The following is a 26,044-nucleotide window of genomic DNA, read 5'->3' as shown; positions in this document are numbered from 1 at the left end:
GTTGCACTTTCTATTTCGAAGAAAGCCGCCTTAAGGCAAGTCTTTCCGTGAAACCGCTATCATTTCGTCTGTACTTTAATTCCGCAATAATCAAGCAGAAGCTCGCTGAACATCATGTTCGCCCAGGAGAACCACGGACGGCTAAACTGATACGGATCATCTACATGGAACCCTTCATGCATGAAGCCGGTGCCTGCCGTTGTCGCCTCCATGAGGCTGAGCAGCCGCTCTTTCTCGGAACGCTCTTCCGTCGTTAAACCCTGCATCGCCAGCGCAATATGCCAGATGTATTGGTCAGGCGTATGCGGGCTGCCGATTCCGGCTGCTGCTTCTCCCTCGAAGTAATAAGGGTTGCTGCTGCTCAAGACGAAGCTGCGCGTATTGCGGTAGACGGGATCCTTCTCCGAGGTATAGCCGAGATAAGGAATCGATAAGAGACTTGGCACATTCGCATCATCCATAAAATTGTAATGGCCTAATCCGTCTGTTTCATATGCGTAAATTTTTCCAAATTGAGGATGCTCGGTTACGCCGTAGGTTTGGATGCCTTGATCGATTTCCGTGCCAAGCTTAGCTGCGCGTGCTGCAAGCTGCTGGTCGCCAAGCACCTCCTCCGCAATTTCCTTCAGATAGCCCAGAACGACAACCGCAAACATATTCGCTGGAATGAGATAGCCGTATATACAAGCATCGTCGCTTGGGCGGAAGCCGCTCCATGTCATTCCCGTATAGCCCGTCTTTGTCCCTTTGCCTTCACGCAGGAGCGTATCTGTCGGTGCGCAGTTAAAGCGCTGGAACGTGTAAGGCGAAGCTGTTTCATGGTTTTGCTCGGTCGTCCATAGATTCAGGATTGCCTCTGCCGCCTGTCTGAACGTGTCATCGAATTGCGAGGTCCGGCCGGTATTTTTCCACAGCAGATAGCTGAGCTGCAGCGGGTAGCAAAGCGAGTCAATTTCGTATTTGCGTTCCCAGATGGCAGGGCCTGTATCGGTCAAATCATCCTGATGGCCTTTGCCGGTTGGCCCGTTGTTGAAAGCATTCGCATAAGGGTCAATCAGGATCGAAGCCATTTGTCTCCGTACCAGACCTTCGATGAGATCAGCCAGATCGGCATCCTCAGAAGCCAGCACGAGAAACGGACGAAGCTGAGCGGCAGAATCGCGGAGCCACATAGCTGGTATATCACCTGTTATAACAAATGTCGTGCCGTCCGGCATCCGCTGAATGGTTGTTTGCAGCGTATTGTGGATCGCCTTCTCAAATATAGCGGCCCAATTCGGATGATCCGGCGTTTTCTCCTTGATTAGATCCACCAGCCGCGTTAAAGATGCGGGGATTTCTGTCGATTGTGTCATAACAATTGTGCCTCCTTGTTTCCGTAAACCTTTTTATAAAACGCTTTCATTTGATATTGCTATTATATTGGCATGTATATGGTATGTCAATATGTATTTTTCTATATTGTTTATACCAATCTTTCATACTATTTAAGCAGGACTTATGGCGCACAAAAAAAGCCTCCGAAGGGAGGCTTTGGGAAAGCAGGACATTTTTCGACAAATCCTTTGCCGCAGCGAAAAAGCGGTCTATCACCTTTCTTCAACAGGAACATTAACGGGTATCTTGAAATACCAGATATAAAATAAGCACAGTATAAACGTGATTCCGTAAGCAAGCAGCGGTTTCTTATAGAAGATCCGAAGCAAAGGAAACATGGTGAAGTCGAAAAATATGGACCAGTAAAGATTCCACTCATATTGATAAACGATACGATCGGTCAGCATAAAAACCCATTCGACTCCGACATAGATCCCAATCCATTTCAAGTAGTGGACGATCACTTTCTTCTTTTGCTCAGGATAATTTGAGAGAAACATTAACGCTGTAGCGGGGAAAACAACAAAGGTATACATCATTTCCGTCAAACTATGATTAGGAAAAAAGTCAGGCTTCAGCTTCCAAAGGAAGTGGCTGGCGGTTAGGAAGTTATACAGCAGGTTGCCGAGCGCAAAATACATCATCGTCTGATGATACTTCTGCCAATGCCTCCAATCGCCATATCTCCAAGCTGCCAATACGGTAATGACGCCAAGAATTAAATGCACATGAACTGCTCCTCTATTCGGATCTTATACTAGCGCTTGATAGTTGTTCCTGCGGCTTACCCCTTACCAAATATTGTGCTCTAACGTTTTTTTGTTATTCGGACAAGGGGCCCCCTGGCTAAACGCAAAAAAAGCCTCCTGATCGGAGGCTTGAATACTAATGCTTATAGATTAACCGGACCTGTCGAGTCGCTAATGACAAGTGAAGCGTCCAGCAGAATTTTGCTTGGCACGGATTGTCCGCCATGCAACTTGAGCACATTCTCGAAGGCTACGCGCCCCATCTCATGCTGGTTCTGGCTCAGGTGAGTGAAAGGATAACGCCCGTTGGTCTCCGGACAGTCGAAGCAGACAATGGAATAATCCTCCGGTACGGACTTGCCCATCTGCTGCACGGCCTGAAACGCAATCTGACCAATATTGAATTCGGTCGCAAACAGCGCAGTAATGTGCGTATGCTTATTCAGATGGTCAATAATTTTCTGAATATCCTTCTGCTTATTCTCCTCCGTATTATGCTTGGGAAGCGTAGAAGTAATATTCTCCATCCAGATCTCCCGGTCGACAACAATCCCTTTCTCCGCATGGGCTTGAATAAACCCTTCAATCCGCTCCTCAATCGCGGTTGTATCAACCGGCGGAGGGGTCAGGAAGGCAATCGATTTGTGCCCAAGCTTAAACAAATGGTTTGTACCATCCTTCGCTGCACCTACATTGTCCGTTGCAATAGAGCTCGCTGAAATCCCTTTCAGATGGCGGTCTACCAGCACAAACGGGAATTGGTTAATGACCAGCTTCAGAATCTCCGCATTAAAGTATTCGCCCTGCGCCGGGAAAATAATAAGTCCGTCTACTCCAAGCTCAAGAAGCCCTTTGATTGCTTCCTCCTCTAGAGCCGGAATACCAAATGTACGGCGAAGAACCAGATAACAGTTATGCTGGCGCGAAGCCTCCTCCATGCCGTAGATGAGCCCGTTGCCGTAGCTGTCCGCAAAGTCGGTAATGACCAGACCAATCAGCAGCCTGCCGTCTTCCTTGCGCGACCTCTGAGCCGGTGCCCCTGCTGCTTGCACAGCCTGCTTCGCCTGCGGCGCCGGCTGTTCAGACACGAATGAACCGCGCCCGGGCTGCCGGACAATGTAACCTTCGCTAGCCAGCAGCTCCAGCGCTTTCTTGCTCGTAATCCGGCTTACATTATATTCATCGCCAAGCTCCTTCTCGGAAGGAACACGGTCGCCCGGTTCATATTTCTTCTCAATAATATCCTCGCGGAGTGCTTCGAAAATCCGCTCATACATCGGTTTCGATGATTCGTTCATCCAGTTCGTTCCCCCGTCTTCCACCTGACAAGTGTTCAATATATATAACAATATATCATGATATATTCCATTTGCCAAGATGGATTGACATATCAACTTCCGCAGAGGAAGAAGAGGGGGCGTATCGGTTAGATTGGCATTTCCTTGCCTGTATAATCTACAAAGTTAAAGCGGGTCTCCGGTACAATGCGGCCTTCGATCAAATCGAGGATTCCCTTCGCGCTTTGACGCGGATTCGTTGGAGCATTCTCTCCGCCCATGTCCGTCTTCATCCAGCCCGGGTGAACGCTCAATACCTGGATGCCCCGCTCCTTCACAGCGGAGAGCAGCTGCTGCGTAAACATATTCATTGCTGTCTTCGAAATGCCGTAAGGATAATCCCCCGGATAAGCATTGCTGATGCTGCCAGCCTCAGAAGAAATATTAATAATGGCTCCATTCGGCTCCGTGATAAGCGGAAGGAAATGCTTCACCACGCGCATGGGTCCAAATAGGTTAATGTCAAACGTTCTGGCAACTTCCTCGATATTCAGCTTCTCAATTGGAGTATTCCGTTCAACGAGAATTGCGGCATTATTGATAATTGCACCTAGCGGCCTGTCATGCTGCTTCAATAAATCAGCCAATTCAGCTAGTCCCGCCTCATTTGTAACATCAAGCTTTGCCAGCTCAAGCAATGATCCATATTGCTCGACCAGAGAAGTCAGCTTGCTTGGTCCTTCTGGATCACGTACACCTGCAATGACCTGATGCCCACGCTCAAGCGCCTCTGCCGCCATTTCCAAACCTAGCCCCCGGCTGGCGCCTGTAATAAGGATATTCATTGTTCATGCTCCCTCCTCATCCATATGTATTCTCTCTCACTATATCATATGGAACCGGGTATAGTGGTCTGTCCTTCTAACGCTAAGGTGGATTTCATCCAACATAAATCATTCATTGAGCTTTATTCGTTCCGCTACGTTGGATTCCATGCAGCAAAATGAACTTCATTCGCCTAAGTAACCGCCTTTCAGCCTGATTATGTTGGATGGAATCCAGCGAAGACGGCTAAGGATCCGCCAACTAACCGAATGAATTGGACAAAATTCCAACGTGCTAATAGAGCACTGGAGGCCACTAAGTCTAAATACAAAAAAAGCTGCCCAGCGGTCATCTCTATGACCTGCCGGAACAGCTCTTCCTTCTCTTTCCTATCAGACTATTACTTCCCGTTCGCCGCACGCCAAGCGTCAATTTGCTTCTGCGCCTCGGCGATGACTTTGTCTACGCCGGCCGCTTTTTGCTTCGCAAGCAGCTTAGGCAGGTTTTCTTCCGGATTCAGCTGGCCGGATTTCAGACCGTCAACAAAAGCCTTGTTGGCATTGTCGATCGCGATAATCTCGTTTTTCACCGGCTCCGGATCAAAGATGAAGCCAAAGGTGCGTGCCGCACGGCTCGAGATCATCTCGTTAAACTTCTCGTAGTTTTTGTATTTGTTTGGGTCTTCCCCTTCACGGGTGTAGTTCAGCATTTGGTTGCCAATCTGCCACATAATATCGTGATAGAAGCCCACATCATTTGTTGTTTTGCCTTCAGGCAGCGCGATCTGACCGTTCTTCAGCGCATAATGCTTGCCTTCTACGCCAAAGTTGAACAAGGTCAGCAGCTTCTGATCCTTGAAGAACAGGTTAAGCAGCATCATCGCACGGGCAGGATCCTTCGACGTTTTGGAGATCGCCTGCATCGTTGCTGTCATTTTGCCCGTCTGCAATCTGTCGATGTTGAGCGGAATCTGGATCATCTCACGGCCAGCTTTAATGGAGGCATTAGGCGCTTTCGATACCGAGCCAATCTCCATGTCCGCCAGAATCTCCATATCGCCTACAAGAGCGAAGCCTTTGCCCGCCTGGATTTTTTTCCACGCATCAAGGCCCGGTGTCAAAGCGTCTTTATTGACATAACCCGCTTTGAACCATTTGTACATCAGATCAGCCAGCTCTTTGTAACGCGGTGTTTCGTAGAAGTTGACTACATCATAGCTGCTGGGATCCGTATCCAAAATATTAATGGCTGCCGCGCTGGCAATGGTATCCAGCGTGCCGGATGTATAATACGCATCCAGCGGGAAGCTTGGCGCAACAAGCGGCGTTACGTCCGGCTCATTCTCTTTAATCGTTTGAAGCAACAGCTCCAAATCTTCTACTTTGCCGGATTTCAGCGCGGACAGATCCATACTGTATTTGTCGACCAGCGCTTTGTCGAGGTAGATACCCTGCGAGCCGCCAAGCTCCTGGTGGGTATGAATGCCGTACAGCTTGCCGCCGCGTTTGGCCGGCTCATGGAAATCTTTCTCTACCGCTTCAATGTCCGGACCGTATTCGGCCAGCAGATCATCCAGCGGCAGCAGGCCGCCCTTCAATACCTGCTGGTTATAGCCTAACCAGTCTGCCGTGAAGAACAGGTCGAACTTCTCATTAGACGCCATCATCAGATTCGTCTTATCACCCCATGCGCCCCAATCAATCGGATTCAGCTTAACCGTCATGCTCAGCTCAGGGTATGCGGCATTCAAGTAATCGTTCATCGCCGTCTGAACCGAAGCGAGATCGCTTTGCGGCGCATCCGGATAGACCATCACCACTTCATACGGATCAAGCTTTTTCGCATCGCCGCCTGTTGCTGCCGGCTCGCTGGACGCATTTGTCTCTTTTGCTGCGTTTGCATGTGAAGCTTCATCATTTGTTTTGTTATTGCCCGAGCATCCTGTCAAAGCCAGCACAAGGATAAGAATGACCGACATCAGGACAGCCGAACTGTGTTTAACAAGCTTCATTCAAGTGACCTCCCCAAATTGATGGATCTATATACTAAACCGACGGATCGGATTTAGCCTTTTACTGCCCCTACCGTTAACCCTTTAATAAAGTATTTCTGCAGGAACGGGAACACAAATACAAGCGGACCGATGGCAACCATTGCCATAGCCATCCGGATCGATTCCAGCGGCTGCGTTACGTTGGCGGTATTACTGTAAGCCTTATTCGCTATGCTTTGCAGGAATGAAGCGTTCATTAACGTCTTGTTCAGCAAGTACTGCAGCGAATACAGCTTCTCGTTATTAATGAACACCAGACTTGTGAACCAGTCGTTCCAGTAGGATACGATCGTGAACAGCCCAATCGTCGCCATAACCGGCAGAGACAGCGGAATAATGATGCTGAAATACGTCCGGTATTCGCTGGCCCCGTCAATCTTGGCTGACTCCACCAGAGACGGCGGAATGCTGTTTGTGAAGAACGTCCGGATAATAAAGATGTTGAAGCCGCCTATTAACCCCGGAATGATAAGAGCGAGCAGCGTATCTTGCACATGCAGGAACCGGGTATACACCAGATACCATGGCAGCAGGCCTCCAGAGAACAGCATGGTGAAGAACACGTAGAAGCTCAAGGCATTCCGATACGGAAACTCTGTTCGGGACAAAGAATAAGCCATGGCTGAAGTAATAAGAAGGCTGACGACAACTCCTATTACCGTAACGGTAATCGTCACTCCGTAAGCCCTCGCGATATTCGCGGAATCATGGAGCAGGTAACGGTAGGCTTCCCAATCGAAATGGTTCGGCCAGAAGCTGTAGCCATGTCTTGTCAGATCCTTTTCATTGGTCACGGATACCATAAAGACAAGCCAGAAAGGGATAAGACAGGACAGGCTGAACACGGTCAGGAACAAAATAATAAACGGATTCGTACGATTATTTGTCTTCATGCTGGGCCCCCTAGAACAACGCGTTTTCTTTGCTGATTTTCTTCACCACATAGTTGACCGTTATGACAAGCACAAAGCCAACGACCGATTGAAGAAGACCTGCGGACGATGCCAGCCCCGTATCGCCGGTTACCAGCAAAGCGTTGTACACGTAGGTATCGATAACCTCGGTTGTTTCCTTCAGCATGCCCGAAGCCATCGTTGCTTGATAGAACAAGCCAAAATCCGCATTAAAGATCCGGCCGACCGCAAGCAGCGTAAGAATGATAATAACCGGTGTAATAAGAGGAACCGTAATGCTCGTCATCTGCTTCCACTTGCTTGCCCCGTCAATACGGGCAGCCTCGTAATACTCCTGGTCGATGCCAATGATGGCAGCCAGATACACGATGGCGGAGTAGCCGACTGTTTTCCACGTATTCACGATCGTCAGGATATACGGCCAATAGTCGGGTTCGGCGTACCAGGCGATCGGTTCTTTATCCATGGGCTCCAGAATCGATTTGTTGATAAAGCCAAGCTCCGGATTCAGGAAGCCGTAGACGAGATAGCCCACAATAACCATCGACACAAAGTTTGGAAGAATCGCGGCACTTTGGAAGAACTTCGAGAGAACCTTCCGTCTGACCTCATTAAGCAGAATCGCCAGCAATACTGCCAGCACCGTGTTAATGAGGAGAAAAACAGCGTTGTACAGAATGGTGTGCTTGATAATCATCCAGGCATCGTTCGAGGCGAACAAAAACTTGAAGTTTTGCAGCCCCACCCAGTCACTTCCCCATACACCCTTCGTATAGTTCAAATCCTTGAACGCAAGGAATATGCCGAACATCGGGAGATAGTTGTTAATAAACAGCATGATGATGCCGGGAATCGCGAGAATGACCAAGGCGCGGTGCTTCAGCAGCTGTCTTAGCACGGGCATATGTTTCACCTACTTGTTTGTTGTATGTCTTCAAGTATACGGCCGCCCGGCAGACCCCCCTACCGTTTTTGTAACCTTAGTCTAGTCGTTTTGTGACATTGCGGTATTCTTGCGGATTAACCCCATATTGCTTCTTGAACATCTTCGTGAAATGCGAAAAATTCGAATATCCGACCTGCTGCGCAATCGCGCTGACCGTCATTCCCTTCGAATCGAGCAGCTGTCTTGCCCTCGTCATCTTCGTTTCAATGAGGTAATCGATCAGGTTCTGACCGGTCTGCTTCTTGAACAGACGGGACAAATAAGCCGGATTCAAGTGGACATGTGCGGCGACATCCTCACGCGAGATATCCTCCTCCACCTTTTCTTTCATATACTGGATCGACTTCTGCACAACGCCGTCGCTCTCGACGGCAGAGAAAGCAACATCCATAACAGTGGAGATCATATTTTCCGCCCAATGCCTGTATTGGAACAAGCTGCGGATTTGGGCAGATGCCCAAAGCGGGAAGTTCGGCACCTGACTTGGACTGATCCCTTTCACGTGCATAAAGCTGTATACGACCTGCAGCGTGTCATGATAATACGTTTCAAGCTGATTCTGATGGATTTTGCGGGCTTCAAGCTTATCCACGCTCCGGTGAATAAGGGCAATCACCTTGTCCCGCTCCCTGTTCAACATATAGGAGGACCATTCCGGCACGTTGATCTTGTCCGGAACAGACAACTGCTCGGCGCCTCCTGTTCCCTGAGGCACGTACAAGATAACCGATTGCGGCTCCTTTACGTTATGCCGCTCTCTGTTCTTAAGCCCTTCGCATAATCCGGACACTTCCTGCAGGCTGACGAATTTCCCGATATAGCAGGTCACCTGGCAATAGAAATAGTCCCGGCACACCTCAATAAACCTTCTGCCAATCTCCACCCAGCCATTCGCCGGCCGGGAAGCCCCTGCCGTGTAAACCATTACGAACAGGACCCCGCTGCGGTCAGTAATGACCTCTCCCGCATATTCGGACAGAAACATTTCATCGGCTGCTTTCTTCACCGCGTACTCCATAATCTCCTGATCCCGGGCATCGAGCGTCTTCTGCCATTCCTCAATGCTGATCAGAACCGGCATGACCCGGCCGTCAGCCGCAAGCTCGATCTGGGCATCCTGCAGTCCCCGCTCGAGAAAATCCCCGAACGACAGCAGCCGGCGGGACAAGAGATCCTGCCAGAAACGCTCGGCTAAGAGCGGCTGCTGCTTCCGCCACAGCTCCACGTATCTGTGGTACTGCGCATGATGCTGAATGCTTTCTTCCTTCTCCTTCACCGCCTGCAGCATAAGGGAGACCGCATGGACAAGCTCCTCGCCGTCAATCGGCTTCAGCAAATAATCAAAGCTGCCGAGATTAATCGCCTGCTTGGCGTAAGTAAACTCCGAATGACAGGTAAGAAAGAGCGATTCCGTATGCGGCGAATGCTCCTTCACCCAGCGGACAAGCGACAATCCGTCCTCGTCTGGCATCTCGATATCGCAAATGAGGATATCAATGCGGTGCTCCTTCAAAATCACTCTTGCCGCATCGGCATGATTGGCGGTATGCACAACGTCGATACCAAGCATCGACCAGTCGTTGCATTCGCAAATGCCGTCCACGGCAAATTTCTCATCATCAACGACCAGCATCTGCGCCATGTTCATCCTGCTCCTTCGTAAGATCTATAGGTAAAAGCAGCCGTACGGCCAACCCTTTGGGATCATTAGGCTGGAAGCTGATCCGGGCAAGACTTGCGTACCGCATCGCCGCCCGCTTCTTCACATTCCAAATCCCGATATGATTGTCATCCGAGGCTGGCTTGTATTGATCCGATGCCAGCTCCTCCATCAGCTCGGGACTCATGCCTTTGCCGTTATCCTTCACTTCGATTAACATCCGTTCGGCAGAGTCTTCCGCCCGCGCCGCCGTAATCTGAAGAAGGAACGGCTCCCCTTTTACGCTCATGCCGTGAAGCATCGCATTTTCTACAAACGGCTGTACCAGCAGCGAAGGAATCCGGGCATCCAGAAGCTCCTCCGCACACCCGATCTCGAAGTCGAAGGAATCCTGATAACGCATCTTCTGAATCTCCAGGTAGTTGCGGATATGCTCCAGCTCCTGCGACAGCGTGATTGTATCCCGGCTTGTGCCCAGCATAAACCGGAAGTAGCCAACCATATGGCGCACCGTTTTCTTCACCAGCTCATAGCGCTTCAAGTCTGCCAGCTGAAAAATAATGTTCATCGTATTGAGGAAGAAATGCGGATTAATCTGCGTCTGCAGATGCTTGAGCTCTGCCTTCTGCGCATTCAGCCGCTCCTCATACACGTCGATCTTCAAGTCCTTGATTTCATCCATCATGTTGTTGAAGGTATGGTTGATAATATCAAATTCGGTGATAGGCGATTCGGGCAGCTTCATCTCCATATCCCCGTCCTTCACGCGCCGGATCGTGCCAAGCAGCTGAAGAATCGGCGTCAGGATGATCCGCCGGAATACAAAAAGATAGATAAGCAGAATGACCAGCGCAAAGAGCGGCAGCAGGTTAATGACCGTCTGGAACTGCTTCAGCCCTTTCAACAGATCCGAATATGGCAGAACAACCGCCATGCTGATTCCGCTAAGCGGCGATTGGCTTGTAATGATGAACAGCTTCCTGCCGCCATCCGAATAGGAGAAAGAAGTATTTTGCGCCAGCTTGTCGGCCGGAAGCCGGAAATCCTTGCTTAAGCTGTCCGACGGCTTTGACAAGATCATGCCGTCATTGCCGGCAAAGAGCACATCCCCGCCGGTGCGTACGTCCTTAAGCGGCAGCTTTAACGTATTCATGCTGATTAACGCCCCGATATAGGCGTTATTACTCGTATCATCGCTGACGACCCGGTGCAAATAATACTCCTGTCCAATCTGCACGATCGTCCATTGATACATAAGCGGGCGCAAAGCTTCCGGGCTGTTCAGCGTCTCTGTAATCCAGCTGCTGACCTGATCATGATCGGTATCGGTAATCACATTAGTCGTCGCAAGCACTTGGTTTGGCACCGAGTAGACATAGAACATATCTACCGTATGGTAATAAGAGCGGTAGGCGGAGTTTCTCTGAATGAGCTCCATCTGGGCAAAATAATATTCCGAGTCCGACAGCCCCGTCTGTCCGAACTTCTGAAAGTTCTCGTCATGATCCACGTTATAGACCATATTGGTCGTAATATCATCCAGACTCCGGTCGATCATGTTCAGATTGGAATTAACCAGATTCTGATACGAATTCGCGACCTGCGTCAGGACGACATCCTGCGCGTAATGCCCGACCGCAAACAGAATGATCAGGAGCGGCAGCGTAACGGCCGAGAACAGCAGAACAAACCGGGAGCTCAGCTTTCTTGTTTTTTTGATGGATTTGGCAAACATGGTTGATCCTCCCGAACCCAATCTAAGAGCAGAAAATGCGTGACAGACCTCTTGCTATGGCCCGCCACGCATTTCCTGTTTTATATACGCAAATCCTTGACCGTCTGACGCTCCACAATCTCATGCGGAACAATAAGGCTTGGGACCGTACTTCCCGTTTCAATCAACCGGTTACCTCAGAGTATATGGCCATGAAAAACTAACTGTCAATCGAAGCGTAAACGGCTGCACCTTTGTTAGGAGGTGCAGCTTACGTTTCGCGGTGAAATATAAGCCCTGTATAGAGTAAACCTATACCCTCTTATATCTGGGCATTAGTAAATTATTTACTTATTTTTTCGATTGGTTCCACTCGTCCATACGATGCTGCTGCTCCTTGTGTCGGCGCTGCCCAATGTACGGCATTCTTGATCACATGCAGAATCTCCGGCTGATGATAGATCGGGAAGGTCTCATGACCCGGACGGAAGTAGAACAGCTTGCCTTTGCCTCTGCGGTAGCAGCAGCCGCTGCGGAATACTTCGCCGCCTTCGAACCAGGAGATGAAAACAAGCTCATCCGGTGCCGGAATCTCGAAGCGCTCACCGTACATTTCTTCCTTGGGAATCTCGATATACTCGCCAAGCCCGTCCGCAATCGGGTGGCCGTGCTCAATAACCCAGATCCGTTCCTTCTCGCCGTCATCCCGCCATTTGAGTGCGCCGGTCTTGGTACCAAGCAGCTTCTCGAATACCTTGGAGGCATGGCCGGAGTGAAGGACGATAAGGCCCATGCCCTGCAGCACCCGGTCTCTTACCTTCTCCGCAATATCATCCCGCACTTCATGATGGGCCAGATGCCCCCACCAGATCAGCACGTCCGTGTTATTTAACACTTCATCGGTGAGGCCATGCTCCGGCTCATCAAGTGTAGCTGTTCCGACTTCAAGGCCTTCGATTGTTTTCAGGTATCCGCCGATTGCATTATGAATGCCTTCCGGATAGATGCCTGCCACATGCTCATTGTGTCTCTCATGACGATATTCGTTCCATACGGTTACTTTAATTTGTTTCATTGCAGTTACAGCCTCCTATTTGCTATTGAATTGAAATCCATCGTTCTTCGGTAAAAGATTGGATAATCGCGTCTACGGCAACCTGATTGATATAACCGTCTTCCATCGTTGCATCCTGACCGTCGCCGCGTCCGTTCAAGAGATGAAAGAACGACTGCATTTGACCTGTCCGGCAGTGGTCTGGAATCTCAACCCGGCGGAACAACTCGTCTCCGTCCTCCTTGAACTTCACCAGAAGCGAATCGTCGGCATCCAGGTTATAGACAAGAGCGCCTTTCGTACCATAAATTTCAATATGCTGATCATTGCCCCGTCCATAGGCGAAGCGGGAGATCATCATCGAAGCGGATATGCCGCCTTCCATGCGGGAGAGGACATGGCAGAAATCATCAACGTCCACCTCGCCTTGGCCGGAGCCGTCCAGCAAATTCCGCCGATTGATAATCGTTCCGGCATCCGCAATCACACGCTCTGTATTGCCGACGAGGAAGCGGGTCAGATCAAGCATATGGCAGCCCAAATCGCCAAATGCTCCGGAGCCCGTAATAGACTTCACGAACCGCCAGACGAGCGGAATGTCTTCATGAATGCCCCAATCCTGCAAATACTGGCTGTACACATGGTTGATCGTGCCAAGCCTTCCCTCTTCAATCAGCTGCTTCGCGTAACGGGCTGCCGCTTTATAGCGGTAAGAGAAGCAAATCATATGCGGCAGCGGATTGTTCTGCAGAGCAGCCCGTAGAGCAGCCGCTTCCTCCGCGTTCATGCCAACCGGCTTTTCCAGCGCAAAAGGCTTGCTGTGCTCAATGGCTGCCATCGCAATCGCGAAGTGGCTCACGGTAGGCGTGCCAATCGTGACGGCATCCACGTCCGGGTTTTGGAGCAGCTCGGAATAACTTAAGTAAGCCCGTTCCTCGGGAATATTCCACTGCACTCGTCTTGCGGCCAGACGTTCGGCGTCTTCGTCACAGATCGCCCAAATCTCCGCTTCCCCGCTTGCCAATATGCCTTCGCTATGAAAGTCGGCAATGCCGCCAAGTCCGATAATACCGATTTTTAATTTCCCCATACACACCATCCCAACGATTACCGGATTAAAAACCACACCATCAGATTAGCTTGTGATAGAATATTTGAAAATGGCGGATAGAGACACTTTTTGTATAATAGCGACTTTTATGAAAGGGGATTGTTGCAGTGCTGGCAGTAAACATGGAGCTTATACCCCGCATTACCTTTTTGGGCTTTGTTGCTTATACAAGCCCTTGGATCCATTTCAAACGGAATGTGAATGAATATATTCTCTACATTATCAAGAGCGGAGAGCTGCATATGGAGGAGGATGGGGTGCGTTATGCCCTGCGGAGCGGCGATGTGTTTATGCTGGAGCCGAATCTGGATCATGAAGGCTTCGAGAAGCACGTATGCGATTATTATTACATTCACTTCTTGCATTCGGATATTCAGCATGTTCAGATCGATGATATAGAGGCTTATGCGAGGGGATTTATTCTGGAGGACCAGGAAAGGGATATGGAGCCCGGCAGCAGCTATTCTTTTCCGAAGCACTTCAATCTTGCCGATAAAAACATACGCAGCCAGGTATTTAACCATTTGAATGAGATGGGGCAGCTCTACCGGAGGAAAAACTACAACCGCGGGCTGACGGCACTTAAGCTGTCGGAGCTGTTCATCGAGCTGTCCCGCGCCTATCTGCTGGAGCATCTGCAAAGCTCCCGTAAGCGGACTACCAAAGGGGCCGTCAAAGCTTACGAGCTGCTCGACTACATCCATCATCATTATCCGGACAAAATAACGGGCTCCGATATCGAAGCCCGCTTTGACTGCAATTTTGATCATATGAACCGGACGTTCAACAAAATTACCGGCTATTCCATTACTCATTACGTCAATAAAGTAAGGGTAAATCAGGCCCGGGAGCTGCTGCAGAACACCCCTTTGAGCGTTGGCGAGATTGCCGAGCTGGTCGGCTTTAGCGACATTTATTATTTCAGCAAAATGTTCAAGAAATACGTCGGACTATCCCCTGCTTATTACAAAGGGACAAGGTGAAACGGCTTCGCCGTTGTTTTTTGGCTGCGAGATGCGTTTCATTCCGGAATATTCAAGCGAAGCTTAAGCCTTGTCCCGGTAGATTTTCCGGTAAGCGTTGGGTGTAAGGCTTTCGAACTTCTTGAACGTCTTGATAAAATAACCCGCGTCCGCGAATCCAAGCTCATCGCTGATCTGGGCAACGGACAGCTCGGTTGTCTCCAGCAGCTCCTTCGCCCATCCAATTTTCAGATGCGGGACAAATACCGAGAAATTCTCCCCCGTCTCCTTCGTGAATATCCGGCTGAAATAACTCGGGCTCACATGGCATAACACGGCCATTTCCTTCAAATCCGCATTCTCATGCTTATGGCGGTATATATAATCAAAAGACGGCTGCAGCAGGGAATTGCCAGACTGGTAGACGCTAGAGGACTTCTTGAGCTTCTTCTCAATCAGCGTATTCGACAGCTCGCTTTGCAGCGCCTGTATATGCTCATACTTGGAATTGATGGTTTGCATCGGGGCTGCCGCCGGATGCTCAAGCGACAAGGAGTCCCGGTACATTTGAAGCATGTCGCTCTTGCGGATGGCTTCCTCGACGATATAGTTGCACAGGTGGAACAGCATGTCGGCAATTCGCGTTACCTCTTCGAAGGACAATACCGGCAGCGACTGATATTCCTCCTGAAGTGCTTTAAACTTTTTATCCGTCTCCACATTGGGAGGCCTGGTTACAATCTGCTCAATCGGCACATCGGGATCACGAAGCTTGACCTGCCCCGCCATCACCGCACCGATATATTGATCATCCACCACAATCGGAATCGCGATATCAAGAATTTGAAAATGACACTGATAAATATACGGCTTGTTCGACCGGACCGCCTCCAGCCCTCCCCGCGCATCGCATTTCTGGCAATAGGAGGATAACGTGGAATCCTTCCTCACCTCGCGGCAAAATGCCTGGCATTCGCTATGCTTCGATACCGGAATCCCTTTATAGTCCACCGTAATAATCGCCATCTTCGTCACAAGAGACATCGAATCCTGAAGCTTATGCCATTTGTCGATATCCATAATTTGTTTCAGATCATATCTTGCGTTCATCGGAATCGCTCCAAACCTTAAAAGGAATGATCACCCAATTAATTGGCCTTATTCAGCACAATTGTGATGATTCTTGCTTCGGAAGCATTAAACCCATTATACTAGATCGCTCTGCCAGGACAAAATAGTACAATTCCAGGAAGATTTGTGCATAAAAACACCATCGAAAACTGCTTTATTTTGCGCTTAACGTACAATGCTTCTCCCTCCTCCTAATCTTATAATGGCAGTAGTCAAAGAATCATCACATGCGGCCAGAACTTGGCCGCTTGTGTGACAATTCTTTTTAGCTCATGCTTACGACGCAAGAATCATCACATGCGGCCAGAACTTGGCCGCTTGTGTGACAATTCTTTTTAGGAGGCTCCATAATGAGAAAAGCATTTATTAGTCCAAGCAAATACGTACAAGGTGAAAACGAACTGCTTAACCTTGGCTTTTTCGTTCAAACCTACGGTAATTCCGCCCTTCTTATTGCCCATCCCGAAGATGTGAAACGCGTAAAGGACAAGCTGGACTTTACTTCTAATAAATTCCATATTACGCTGGTTGAAAGCGGATTCCGCGGCGAATGCTCCCGCGAAGAGATTGCACGTCTCAAAGAGCTTGCCCGGGAGAAAAACTGCTCCTGCACCATTGGCCTTGGCGGCGGAAAAGCGATTGATACGGCCAAATGCGTCGCGGAAGGCGATGCGCTTATTATCGTTCCAACGATTGCGGCAACCGATGCGCCAACAAGCCATTCGGCCGTTATTTACACCAATGACGGTGCATTCGAGGATTATGCTTACTTCAAATCCAGCCCAAGCGTCGTGATGATTGATACGACGGTTATTGCCAATGCTCCTGCCCGCTTCCTCGTATCCGGCATGGGTGACGCGCTGTCGACTTATTTTGAAGCCAGAGCAACGTCCCGCTCCTTCTCCAAGGTTAATGCCGGACTGCCAAACGGCGTACATGCCGGTGCAGCACCGATTGCCCGCGGAACCAAAGCGGCCCAAGCGCTTGCGAAGCTCTGCTATGAGACATTGCTGGAAGATGGGGTTCAGGCGAAATTGGCCTGCGACAGCAATAAAGTAACAACTGCGCTTGAGAACATCATTGAGACAAACATTTTGCTCTCCGGTCTTGGCTTCGAAAGCGGCGGTCTTGCCGCGGCCCATGCCATCCATAACGGCCTGACCGTTCTGGATGGCACTCATCATTACTTCCACGGCGAGAAGGTTGCCTTCAGCACGATTGCCCAGCTCGTTCTGGAAAATGCACCGAAGGAAGAAGTCAATGAAGTGCTTGCGTTCTGCGCGGCTGTAGGTCTGCCGGTATGTCTGTCCGACATCGGCGTAGACAGCATTACGGATGAGGAGCTTGCGAAGGTTGCCGCGCTTGCCTGCATTCCGGAGGAATCGATTCATGCTATGCCATTCCCGATTACAGAGGAAGCTGTAGCCGCGGCGATCATGGTTGCTGACCAGCTCGGCCAGGCTTTCAAACAAGGAAGGAAGTCGTAAGATGAAGAAGATCATCAATCAGCCGGAGACGCTTGTCCGCGAGATGTGTAATGGACTTGTCATTGCGCATCCTGGCCTTGCCTTCAACTCCAAATATAAAGTAATCAAGAAACAGAACATTAATGCTGCAAAAGTGACGCTGATCAGCGGCGGCGGCAGCGGCCATGAGCCCGCCCATGCCGGATTTATCGGCAAAGGCATGCTTGATGCGGCAGTATGCGGGGATGTATTTGCTTCCCCTTCCCAAATTCAGGTGTACCAAGCGATCAAATCGACAGCAAGCGATAAAGGCACGCTGCTTATTATCAAGAACTACAGCGGCGACATGATGAACTTCAAGAATGCCGCCCATCTGGCTGCAGAAGACGGCATTCAGGTCGACTATGTCAAAGTGGATGACGACATTGCGGTGGAAGACAGCCTCTATACGGTTGGACGCCGCGGCGTTGCCGGCACGGTTCTTGTTCACAAGATTGCCGGCGCTGCTGCGGAAGCGGGCAAAAGCCTTGCAGAAGTAAAAGCTGCAGCTGAGAATGCAATTGCCCATGTCCGCAGCATCGGATTTGCTTTTACCTCCTGTACCGTTCCTGCCAAAGGCACGCCAACGTTCGCAATCGGCGAAGATGAGATGGAATATGGCGTTGGCATCCACGGCGAGCCGGGCATCCGCAGAGAAAAGCGGATTTCCGCTGATGAACTGGCACAGCGTATGGTCACTGAGCTGCTTGCAAGCCTGGATATGAGCGCTGGTTCTGCAGAGGAAGTTGCCGTGCTTGTTAACGGCTTTGGCGGAACTCCGCTTCAGGAGCTGTACCTGCTGAACAATGCCGTAATGCGGGAATTGCATGCCAAGGGCATCCCTGTAAACAGGGTGTTTGTCGGCAACTACATGACCAGCATCGATATGGCGGGAGCTTCCCTGTCCATCATGAAATTGGATGAGCAGTTGAAGCAGCTGCTCAATGAAGAATGCGATACGCCTGCTCTCATCGTACGCGGCGGAGCTTCGGAGCCGGTGTCCTATGTGGCGCTCGAGGAATCCGTGCAACAGAGTGAGACGGTGTCTTACCGGGTAGAAACCGGCGAAGATTATGCCGTTGTGCAGGATGACAAGCTCTCGCTGCACAATATGATCTATCTCATCGATAAGATGAGCGAGATTATTATCGAGAATGAAGTGCCATTCTGCGATCTGGATTCCCATGCCGGCGACGGTGATTTTGGCATGAGTGTTGCGAAAGGCTTCAAGCAATTAAAGGCGGAATGGACGGAGATTGTCCGCGAGTCCCATGATATCGGCAGCTTCCTGCATGCCTGTTCGCTGATTATTATGGAGCATTGCGGCGGGGCGTCGGGCCCGATCTGGGGCTCGGCTTTCCGTGCCGGCGGCAAGTATGCCGAAGGCAAGACAGAGCTGTCTGCAGCAGAGGTGGCAGAGCTGCTTGATGCGGTAGTGAAAGGCATCCAGGCAACCGGCGAAAGGTCATTTGGCCGAGGTGCGGTTGTGGGCGACAAGACGCTGATCGACGCGCTTATCCCTTATGCGGACAGCTGGAAGGCAGCAGCTGTTGCGGGAACCGAGCTGAAGGCTGCCGGAATTGCGGCTGCCGAAGCAGCGGTTGAAGGCGCCAGGCAGACCGAAATAATCGTTGCCCGGATGGGCCGCGCAGGCACCGTGGGCGAACGGAGCATCGGTTATCCCGATGCCGGCGCTTATGCGCTTGGCGTTATTTTCACGGGATTGTCGGTTGTGTTGAAGTAAACGAAATAAAGCAGCGGTCATGGACGAGAACTGTCCTTTGACCGCTGCTTTTTTTATGTTTGTCCCTGCTCATTTTATCGCAAGCTTATAGCTGTCTCCCTTGTTAAATCCTCTCCGTAGAACACTTCACCTAAAGGAAGAAGTGCTATCCACTTCATTGGCTGGCTGCAACTAAAGTTACTTGCCATGCGTTAAGAGGCTTGATGCAAAGTTTTCCATAGGGCGAAAGCCGGCCGTCGGCTTCTTCTTTATGTTTACATATAGTAAAAGTTCGGCGTTTGGGTTCATTTTCGCCGATCAAATGCCGTTATCAATGGAAGGAAGAAACATTTTCCAAGGAAAGGGAAGGGATGTAGTGAAAGAAAACAGCAAGAGAATCCTGTCGCTTAAGTTTGCCCGCAAATGGCTGGCAGCCGCATTAGCCATGACGCTTGTCATGGGAAGTCTGGCCGGAGCCGTCTATGCGGCGGAGGATACCGTTACCGGCATCGAATGGAGCTACGCGGAATCGGATTACAATAGCGGCACGTCGTCACTGGAAATGTCCGTGGAGGACGACAAAGTCGATCTCACCGTGCTCGCGTCTCTATCGGGTTCGGCATCCAAAAAAGATGTAACGGCAGACGCAGCATGGAAATCATCCAACAGCTCTATCGTCAAAGTCGAAAAAGGCGTGTTAAGCGGCGTAGGCAAAGGAACAGCTACGATCTCCGCTACCTATAAAGGCTTCTCCATTTCCATTAAAGCATCTTCGGATTATGTGTACGACCAAGTCACGATTATGCAAAATAGTCAAGCTGCTCCTGCGGCCACGGATGTGCTTCTCGGGCAATCGCTTGTCTTCACGCTCGACGGAGACGGCCAGAACATTAGCGACGACGCGACGTGGAGCACGACCAGCTCATCCGTTGCCACCGTCGACGAAGGCCGCATCACGCTCGTTGGTGCGGGGACGGCTACCATTACGGCAAAGTATAAAGGCAAATCGGACTCGATCAAACTGACAGTTTCATCGCCTTACAAGTCTGTTTCAATCAGTCCCGAACCGGCCAATAATCTGCTGGAGCTCGAGGTTGGCGGCGATGATTACCTGCTGAAAGCAACCGCCGTGCCAAACTCAGGCGGAACGCAAGATGTGACGAGCGAAGCCAAATGGACAAGCTCCAACACGAAGGTGCTGACTGTGAGCAAAGGTATTATTACCGCAGTTGGCGCAGGCAAAACAACCGTCACGGTGTCCCATCTGGGAGTAACCGACACACTTACCGTTGTTGTTCGGACGCCATACCAGTCCATCAAGATCGCTCCCGACAAGGAATTCCATATGCAATTGCAGGACGCGCCTCTGCAGATCAAAGCCGAGGTGCTTAGCAATTCGAACGTTACATCGGACATTACAACCGCAGGTGACTGGACATCGTCCGACGTCACAATCGCTACCGTATCGCAGGGCAAGGTGACACCGAAGGCGATTGGCACAACGAAGATTACGGTGTCTTACCGGGGCGTAAGCCGCAGCATAGATGTAACCATATATCCGAGCATTACCAAGCTGAAGGTTGAAAAAACGACGATCGACGGCTTCAAGGGCATCGAAGGCGAGCTGCCGAAAGTAACGGCAACCACGTTTGACGGCACGAGCGTCGACGTCTCGAAGCTGGTGAAATGGACGGTTTCTGATGATGAAATCGCCGATCTCAAGGATGGCATCTGGACGGCCAAACAGCTCGGAAAGACGATCTTCACGGGAACCGTGCAGGATCTGAGAGTCGAAGTTGAGCTTGCCGTTCATTTGAAGCCGATCAAGCTAATGGCCGAAGCTAAGGACTTGAGCGTTATTTTAGGCAAAGCTACCGAGCTTCCTAAGGTAACTGTCGTCTATGAGGATGGCGAAGAAGAAGATATTTCGGAAGCGATCGAATGGAACACGACCTCCGACAACATCGTGCTATTAGAGGAAACGATGAAAGGTCTGGAATCGTCAACCGTAACCTTGACGGGTACTTACTTGACTAAAACCGTCACCGTTCGCGTCAAGATCGAAGAAGAGATTGTAAAGCTGGTCGTCGAACCCACGAAGCTCGAGCTGAATCCGGGGCGTTCCAAGTCGATCAAGGTCACGGGTTACTACAAGAGCGGCAAGAAGATATCCATCGGAACCAAGATGAACTGGGTTGTCGGAAGCGAGAAGATCGCAACAATTAGCGGCTCCTCATCCGTTAAGGCGCTCAACGTGGGGACAACCACAGTGAAGGGTACCTATCAAGGCAAGACGGTTAAAGTTTCTGTCACCGTCACGCCAAAGCTGAAATCGCTGCAGGCATCCAGCAAATCCGCGCAGTTGTCAGCTGGCGACACGCTGACGGTCAACGTGCAGGCGATCTACTATACGGGCAGCCCGGTGAACGCAACAGATAGCTCCGTATGGACTTCATCCAATACGTCGGTCGCGACGGTTAAGGAAGGCAAAATTACGGCGGTCCGCAAAGGCAGCGCGACGATTAAAGCAGCCTTCGGCGGCAAAACCGCTTCAATTCGGATTACGGTAAAATAATGCACGTCTATCATTGATATATAAACAGCCCTGCCCGCAACGGTTCGACGTTGCCGGACAGGGCTGCTTTTTTCGCAAAAGATGTTAATTAACGCCCCCGCCTTTTTAAGGTTATGGCCAGCAGGATCAGCAATGAAAGAAAAACGGCCGGAGCTATGACTAATGAGCTATTAAATTCTTTGTTATTGGAGGTAATATCCGAAGAATCTTTTTGATGCAGTGTTATCTTGGCTGGTTCATATCCTGCTCCCAGGGCTTTAAGGTCTTCCTGGGCGGCTGCAATCGTCTTGTTCCCTTCACAAATTCCTGTTTCAAGATGATCTGGATCCCCGTAAGCAAACACGATAAATTCTTCATCCACATCAAATTCCTCATATCCGCAACTTTCTGAACTCATCGCTGTGTAAACAGTGGTTTGAGAGCTCAATTCTCCCTTCCATACCGTTTTCACTTCGAATTGAACTTTTACAGGATCTGCAGTAGACATTAGTTTTCCTTTAACCGGCTGGGTTAAACTCACTACCTTACCCGTAAAAATGGCAGTTTTAAGATTCAACTGATCTTCTATGTTAGGGGGAGCCGCACAAGAGCAGGCATGGACAGTTTCGTGCTCGAACATAAACCAAGTACCAAACACGACCAAGTAAATCAGGAAGAACCTGGATGTAATTTTCCACATTTTATCACTCCGTCCGGATGGTGGAATTTCCCACATGTAAATAATAGACGGAGTTAACCTAGTTTTGTTGCAGCATAGACCCCATTCTATTTATCATCGTATGGAGATTTGATTTGTTTAAGTTCTTCGGCAACTCCTTGCGCCTCTTCCATATTCATAATCGCCGTATATAAATGGGCTACTGTCCATGTTTATTTTCTGATAGGGGTCTGCGCAGCCTGTCAAAAAGCGCTCGTTCCTTTAATGAAAACAGCAGCCGGGATCTGCCGGCTGCTGTAGATCAATGACTAACACTTTTATTTATGAGTTGCTTCCAGGTTGATCATTCGATTAAGCTCATCGAAATGCGCGGTAACCGTAAGTTTAGCAGAAATGCCTGTTAGACTGTCATTCTTCGATTCATAAACCTCAAAGCCTTTGTCTTTCAAATAAAAGCTTAATGCTTTTCTATGATTGAGTTCAAATGTCATAATCAGTTGCGGAAATACGGTCAATACCGATTCGGGTTGTTCCTTTAAATCTTCTTCTGTTACATCAATAGTGAAGAATGCTGTTCCGGCACCATAGTTGCCTGCATAATAGAAACGGTTTTTAAACATTCCGGAAGCAATGCTTGCAATAACATGTCCTTCATTATTGGTCACAGGGATTGTCTTTTCACTCAGTTCAGGAATGTTGTTCTTATTCCCGTAAGCTTTCAATTGAATAGCTTGTGTCAAACTGTTTGAGGAAATCTGTGCCTGAGCGTTTGCCCAAGCCCATAACCAAGTATTTGATTGGTGAGAAACACTACCCAAGATTTGAATCGGGAAAGTTAAATCATCACCAAATGTTGCTGTTCCGGCACTCATATTAACGCTCCAGTCAAGGCTGCCGATTGACTCTGTCATTGCTAGTTGTTTCTCAAGAGCAATGCCACCGTAACGTTCCAATAATTCTTGCAACGATGAAAAATTCTCAACATTTTGAATATCTGCTGTTCTTATTAATCGTTCAGCATTTTTCTGTTTTTTTAAAAAATCGAATAATCCCATTTTTCACCTGCTTATTAAATTTAAAAAGAATTATCATACATAAATTACATATTTTAATTCAGCATGTTCTTGCAAGTTTCCTGCCCTTTACATAAATAAAAAAAAAGGCGACTGATTATCGCTATTACAAACTAAAATGGTAAGCCCCTCCATTTACTACAAGCTCATTCACTGGCTCCATTATTGAAAATTAATCACAATTGCGGTCTTGTCATCCGATTTCTTAAAGCGGACATGGTTCATACATTCGGGATCACATTCTTCAAGCTCAATTAACTCCCGAGTATAAAGCGTTAAGCCCTTATCCAATATGCTATGGGCAACAAAGCTCCAATACGAGTTTTGTTCGGGCACGATATTTGTTGGCAAAAACATCCCGTCAGTCAATAAAATAATATGCTTTAAACACGTCAGATTAATTTTCCCGTATTCAAAAAAACGAACTGCATCCTTTTCCCCGTTTAATACTCCATAACCGCCATCAGTATTAGACCGATACCGATTCTGCACTATCGTAGCAATAACGGTTTCATGAAGCTCTTTCCGGCTGTTTAAGCCTTTAGTTATTCCTTCCTGCCATTTAGCGAATGCTGAAGCTTCAAGGTGAGAAACTTGTCTCCAGGTTAATGGGCGAACCTCCTCATTATCGTACACCGCTAGAATCATGCAATCCCCTGTCTGTATAAACTCCACACCATCATCATGAACGCGTAGGATTGCCAGGGCTGCTCCCCAAAGTTCTTCTTTCTTCTCGAGATTGATATTGGCGAGAATCATTTGTTCCCTTAGGAGATTATTCACCTCGGTCACGTGATCCTTTAAACTTCCGGGCTCAGTTAGAGATTCGAAATAGTTTTTCACCAGATTAGCCGCAATGAAGCCGCCCGTTTCCTTTTTGGAATTAACATAGGGTACCAGGGAAGATACTCCGTCCAAAGCCCCATACAAATTTGCTTTGGGATGAGAAATAATGGCATCCTCATTTAGTACTCCAACGCCTTTCCGGGTAATCTCCTCATAAGTTATAACCACATTATTCACTCCCTTATTGTATATGCGCCTATACGGCGCTAATTTGGCATTAAGGATTAACAGGCTCAGGGTTCCAGTTCTTTACCCCGTTATCTTCAATTATCCCTATCGTTACATCCGCAATTTCAGATTCCACAAGAAGACTATCTCTAATTCGGAATTTAATATCGTCCGCGTCGGCAAGGGTTAGACCTGCCCGCAGCTCTATCAGACCCTCTACATGATAATAGCGTCCCTCTTGAAGAATTCGCATTTGATAAATATCTGTAACATAGGTATTTGAAAAAATAATCTTAGCAATTTTATCTTCAACATCTCTCGGAGCAGAAACACCAATAAGTCCGACCATATTATCGTAACCCACTTTAAATGCAACTCCAATCATCAATAATCCGATAAGAAGAGTAGAAATCCCATCAAGCAGTGCAAAGCTGGTCAATGATGTGACGATTACCGCAAGCAGTGCTAAGAAAGCACCGGTTGTAGCAACCAGATCCTCGAAGAAGACTAAACGAGTTGGAGGCGCTGCCCGGCCGACATTTTTAAAGGCTTGCGGAAAGATTGCAAGCCCCTTAGCTTCTACTCGAGTCTCGTGAATGATCTCCTTGGTTGCTTTTATTAATACAAATCCATCTACCGTGACGGATAAGAGCAATACAATCACGTTTAACCAAAAACCATGAGATTCTGCCGAAGGATATGCTAATAAATGAAACCCTTCTAGAAGGGTCTCATATGCCATAACGGTTACTACAATAACTGCAACCATACAGAATAAGTTAATGACACGCCCGAACCCGGTTGGAAATCGCCTAGTGGGTTTCTTCTCCGCTAAGACACTGCCCGCAAATACAAAAGCCTGGTTCACTGCGTCTGCGATGGAATGCATGGTTGATGCAAACATTGCCCCGCTACCCGTAGTTATAGCAGCAAATCCTTTGATGATTGCAATTCCTGTGTTACCGAGTGCAGCGGCGGCTGATGATGTGTTTCCTTTCTTTAATAAATCAATAAAGCTGTTCTGCTTACTTTCCGATTCCATTACGGGATTTCCCTCCTAGATTAGTTGCCGTTGATACATTTACATTCTTAATCTATATACATTCTCAGTCTTATCAATTTAAGGTCATCTTCAAACGGCTGACGATTCCATGACTATCTTTCCACTTTAACATAAACTGGCATTAACTCCCAACTAATGCAAATGAAAACAGCAGCCGATTATCTTAACCGACTGCTGTACATGGGTATTGATTTATTGTTCTCCGTTACCAAAATTCAATGGTTTAATTTTCAGTGTCTCGCTGGGCTTAAATTCGTTTTTATGCTCAATCATAAAATCGCCATACCTTCTAGGCAGTAACACATATCGCACGACCTTTTTACCTTTAACAAAGACAACTAGGCTGTAGCTGTCGGAGTATGCAACCAAGTCAGCTTTTGACCATTTAAAACCTAACTGCTTATTAATGGAGTCTTCATCCATATATGGGGTGAAGATATATACATTATTCCAAGCGAAACTGTTGATCTGCTTTAAATCAATATCAATAACATCATTTCCGCTCCGCTTATCTTCAATAGTTGTGATGAGATTCTGTTGCAATATCTGTCTTTCTTTAGCTTCTTTCTGTTTAATGATGTACAACGTAGTCCCGGCAACTGCGATTGCCATACAAATGATAACTAAAGCTTTTCTCAACAGTGATCTCCCTCCCTATTT

At 48.7% G+C, this 26,044-nt stretch carries 21 protein-coding genes; 4 read left to right on the top strand and 17 right to left on the bottom strand.

All coding sequences use genetic code 11. The annotated features are described in order from the left end of the window. Positions 1 to 59 precede the first annotated feature (59 nt). The 11 genes from BM200_RS10715 to BM200_RS10665 form a co-directional block, all read right to left on the bottom strand. The gene (locus tag BM200_RS10715) at positions 60 to 1,355 is read right to left on the bottom strand and encodes a glycoside hydrolase family 125 protein (protein WP_091184891.1); all 1,296 of its coding nucleotides are present in this window, start codon (positions 1,353 to 1,355) and stop codon (positions 60 to 62) included. Positions 1,356 to 1,589: 234 nt separating this feature from the next. Next, positions 1,590 to 2,105: a CBO0543 family protein gene (locus BM200_RS10710; protein ID WP_091184888.1), complete on the bottom strand. Its 516-nt coding sequence runs from the start codon at positions 2,103 to 2,105 to the stop codon at positions 1,590 to 1,592. A gap of 164 nt (positions 2,106 to 2,269) precedes the next feature. Beyond that, positions 2,270 to 3,424, bottom strand: coding sequence for a GntR family transcriptional regulator (locus tag BM200_RS10705; protein WP_091184887.1), 1,155 nt, complete (start codon positions 3,422 to 3,424; stop codon positions 2,270 to 2,272). A gap of 128 nt (positions 3,425 to 3,552) precedes the next feature. After that, positions 3,553 to 4,248, bottom strand: a complete 696-nt coding sequence (locus BM200_RS10700; protein WP_091184885.1) for an SDR family oxidoreductase — start codon at positions 4,246 to 4,248, stop codon at positions 3,553 to 3,555. Positions 4,249 to 4,628: 380 nt separating this feature from the next. Beyond that, the gene (locus BM200_RS10695; protein WP_091184882.1) at positions 4,629 to 6,239 is read right to left on the bottom strand and encodes an ABC transporter substrate-binding protein; all 1,611 of its coding nucleotides are present in this window, start codon (positions 6,237 to 6,239) and stop codon (positions 4,629 to 4,631) included. Positions 6,240 to 6,292: 53 nt separating this feature from the next. Beyond that, positions 6,293 to 7,174: a carbohydrate ABC transporter permease gene (locus BM200_RS10690; RefSeq protein ID WP_091184881.1), complete on the bottom strand. Its 882-nt coding sequence runs from the start codon at positions 7,172 to 7,174 to the stop codon at positions 6,293 to 6,295. A gap of 10 nt (positions 7,175 to 7,184) precedes the next feature. Further along, positions 7,185 to 8,099, bottom strand: coding sequence for an ABC transporter permease (locus tag BM200_RS10685; RefSeq protein WP_091184879.1), 915 nt, complete (start codon positions 8,097 to 8,099; stop codon positions 7,185 to 7,187). Positions 8,100 to 8,175: 76 nt separating this feature from the next. Then, a complete protein-coding gene (locus BM200_RS10680; protein WP_091184877.1) occupies positions 8,176 to 9,783 on the bottom strand; it encodes a response regulator transcription factor in 1,608 nt (535 codons plus the stop codon). Then, positions 9,761 to 11,536, bottom strand: coding sequence for a sensor histidine kinase (locus tag BM200_RS10675; RefSeq protein ID WP_091184874.1), 1,776 nt, complete (start codon positions 11,534 to 11,536; stop codon positions 9,761 to 9,763). The genes BM200_RS10680 and BM200_RS10675 overlap by 23 nt, the downstream gene beginning before the upstream one ends. Before the next feature lie 322 nt (positions 11,537 to 11,858). Continuing rightward, positions 11,859 to 12,590 (bottom strand): ThuA domain-containing protein, encoded by a 732-nt coding sequence (locus BM200_RS10670; RefSeq protein ID WP_091184869.1) that lies wholly within the window; start codon positions 12,588 to 12,590, stop codon positions 11,859 to 11,861. Between the two features lie 22 nt (positions 12,591 to 12,612). Beyond that, positions 12,613 to 13,659 (bottom strand): Gfo/Idh/MocA family protein, encoded by a 1,047-nt coding sequence (locus BM200_RS10665; protein ID WP_245772974.1) that lies wholly within the window; start codon positions 13,657 to 13,659, stop codon positions 12,613 to 12,615. A 128-nt stretch (positions 13,660 to 13,787) separates the two neighbouring features. Between BM200_RS10665 and BM200_RS10660 the strand changes: the two genes are divergently transcribed. Beyond that, positions 13,788 to 14,663 carry a helix-turn-helix transcriptional regulator gene (locus BM200_RS10660; protein ID WP_091184865.1) on the top strand — a complete coding sequence of 292 codons (876 nt, stop codon included), beginning with the start codon at positions 13,788 to 13,790 and terminating at the stop codon, positions 14,661 to 14,663. Between the two features lie 63 nt (positions 14,664 to 14,726). On the opposite strand, the gene BM200_RS10655 is transcribed toward BM200_RS10660, so the two are convergent. Continuing rightward, positions 14,727 to 15,752: a PocR ligand-binding domain-containing protein gene (locus BM200_RS10655; RefSeq protein ID WP_091184862.1), complete on the bottom strand. Its 1,026-nt coding sequence runs from the start codon at positions 15,750 to 15,752 to the stop codon at positions 14,727 to 14,729. A gap of 371 nt (positions 15,753 to 16,123) precedes the next feature. On the opposite strand from BM200_RS10655, the gene BM200_RS10650 reads away from it, so the two are divergent. The 3 genes from BM200_RS10650 (at position 16,124) to BM200_RS10640 (ending at position 21,576) form a co-directional block, all read left to right on the top strand. Next, entirely contained in the window at positions 16,124 to 17,260 is a 1,137-nt protein-coding gene (locus BM200_RS10650; protein WP_091184860.1) for a glycerol dehydrogenase, read from the top strand. A gap of 1 nt (position 17,261) precedes the next feature. Beyond that, positions 17,262 to 19,022 carry a dihydroxyacetone kinase subunit DhaK gene (dhaK, locus tag BM200_RS10645; RefSeq protein WP_091184857.1) on the top strand — a complete coding sequence of 587 codons (1,761 nt, stop codon included), beginning with the start codon at positions 17,262 to 17,264 and terminating at the stop codon, positions 19,020 to 19,022. Between the two features lie 355 nt (positions 19,023 to 19,377). Continuing rightward, positions 19,378 to 21,576: an Ig-like domain-containing protein gene (locus BM200_RS10640; RefSeq protein WP_175532829.1), complete on the top strand. Its 2,199-nt coding sequence runs from the start codon at positions 19,378 to 19,380 to the stop codon at positions 21,574 to 21,576. Positions 21,577 to 21,664: 88 nt separating this feature from the next. Here the strand turns inward: BM200_RS10640 and BM200_RS10635 are convergent, their stop codons facing one another. The 5 genes from BM200_RS10635 to BM200_RS10615 all read right to left on the bottom strand — a co-directional run bounded on the left by BM200_RS10635 (position 21,665) and on the right by BM200_RS10615 (position 26,023). Next, the gene (locus tag BM200_RS10635) at positions 21,665 to 22,255 is read right to left on the bottom strand and encodes a hypothetical protein (RefSeq protein WP_091184853.1); all 591 of its coding nucleotides are present in this window, start codon (positions 22,253 to 22,255) and stop codon (positions 21,665 to 21,667) included. Between the two features lie 296 nt (positions 22,256 to 22,551). Beyond that, positions 22,552 to 23,289 carry a DUF6882 domain-containing protein gene (locus tag BM200_RS10630; RefSeq protein WP_091184851.1) on the bottom strand — a complete coding sequence of 246 codons (738 nt, stop codon included), beginning with the start codon at positions 23,287 to 23,289 and terminating at the stop codon, positions 22,552 to 22,554. Positions 23,290 to 23,469: 180 nt separating this feature from the next. Then, on the bottom strand, positions 23,470 to 24,321 hold the full coding sequence (locus BM200_RS10625) for a protein phosphatase 2C domain-containing protein (RefSeq protein ID WP_245772973.1): 852 nt from the start codon (positions 24,319 to 24,321) through the stop codon (positions 23,470 to 23,472). Positions 24,322 to 24,370: 49 nt separating this feature from the next. Then, positions 24,371 to 25,363, bottom strand: coding sequence for a cation diffusion facilitator family transporter (locus BM200_RS10620; protein WP_091184847.1), 993 nt, complete (start codon positions 25,361 to 25,363; stop codon positions 24,371 to 24,373). Positions 25,364 to 25,576: 213 nt separating this feature from the next. Continuing rightward, positions 25,577 to 26,023: a hypothetical protein gene (locus tag BM200_RS10615; RefSeq protein ID WP_091184846.1), complete on the bottom strand. Its 447-nt coding sequence runs from the start codon at positions 26,021 to 26,023 to the stop codon at positions 25,577 to 25,579. Between the last annotated feature and the right edge of the window lie 21 nt (positions 26,024 to 26,044).

Source organism: Paenibacillus catalpae, assembly GCF_900112695.1.
Classification (GTDB): Bacteria; Bacillota; Bacilli; order Paenibacillales; family Paenibacillaceae; genus Pristimantibacillus; species Pristimantibacillus catalpae.
Note: the sequence above shows the minus strand (reverse complement) of the source record. Positions and strands in the feature narration are given on the sequence as shown.